Source organism: Corynebacterium sp. HMSC064E07, assembly GCF_001815745.1.
GTDB lineage: Bacteria > Actinomycetota > Actinomycetes > Mycobacteriales > Mycobacteriaceae > Corynebacterium > Corynebacterium jeikeium_D.
The window spans coordinates 1-1,289 of the sequence record NZ_KV821804.1 but is presented as its reverse complement, the minus strand read 5'-3'; the positions used below and the strand labels follow the sequence as shown (position 1 = coordinate 1,289).

Here is a 1,289-nt window from a genome sequence, read left to right as displayed (position 1 = left end):
GGGTTAAGTGACAAAAAGTGTGTCTGATTTTCAGCCTATTTGCTGGTCAGGCCGCATAAAACGGGCTTATATAAGGTTCCAGACCTTATTCAGGCCCGTTTCTTGCTCAATCCACCGGAATGGCTCCTGCATGTGGTAACAGGGGCCTGGTTGTCTTTCTGGGTGACTCCAAACAGACCCCGATGCCCTATATGCGCTGGGCAAATGAAGAAAAACGGCACCACAACCAAAGGGACAACCAGGTGGCGATGCAAAAACCCTGACTGCGGATGCTCAACAACACGACACCGCCCCGATCAGACCCACACCCGGGATTTCAAAGCGTTTCACACCTACGTCACCGGCACTGCTTCTTTAACCAAGGTGGCCGACACCTTGAATGTCTCCCGGCGCACACTCGACCGCCGGTTCACCTCATTGTGGCTTATCGATGTCCCTAACACCCCCGATCCCAACCGGGTCTACGACCAAATCTTCATCGACGGCACCTACACCGACGCTGGCTGCTTACTTGTGGCAGCCAGCCACGACCACGTCATCGCATGGCACTGGACACAACGCGAAACCGCCCACGCCTACACCCAACTACTCAAAAACATCGCCCCACCACTATGCGTTGTCCTCGACGGTGGCCAAGGCGCCTACTCAGCAATCAAAACCTGCTGGCCAACCACCCGCATCCAACGCTGCCTTGTCCATGCCCAACGCGTGGTCCGTCGCTACACCACCAGCCGTCCACGCACCGACGCAGGCAAAGCTATCTACGCCCTGGCGTTGAAACTGACCCGTATCACCACACTCGACCAGGCACGGGAGTGGACGCTGCGCCTGCATGACTTCGGACAGGTATTCAAAGCATTCCTCAACGAAAAAACACCCCTCCCCAAAGAACGCCGCACCCTCAACAACCAGTGGGAATGGACCCACCTGCGAGTTCGCAAGGCATACAACTCACTGCTGCACCTATCGCGCAATAACTGGCTGTTTACCTACCTGCAGCCACCACCAGAAGCACTCGAACCACAGCGCTGGGCATCAACAACCAACAGTCTGGAAGGCGGCGTCAACGCCCAGCTCAAACGCATCGCCGACGCGCATCGCGGCAGGTCCGGGGAGCGCCAACGCAAAATGCTCGAGTGGTACCTGCACTCGAAAACGCAGCTGCCTGACGACCCGCTAAAGATCGCCAGGCAGTGCAATTACGGACAAGATCAACTCGCCAAAGTCAACGATCTTGTCCCAGAAGACCACAACAAAGCCGACCACGAAACAGGACGACCAGCCTTCTA

At 56.6% G+C, this 1,289-nt stretch carries 1 protein-coding gene; it reads left to right on the top strand.

The window, feature by feature from the left end:
* Positions 1 to 204: 204 nt before the first annotated feature.
* A partial coding sequence (locus tag HMPREF3053_RS01980; protein ID WP_070767184.1) for an IS1249 family transposase occupies positions 205 to 1,289 on the top strand: 1,085 nt, incomplete at its 3' end.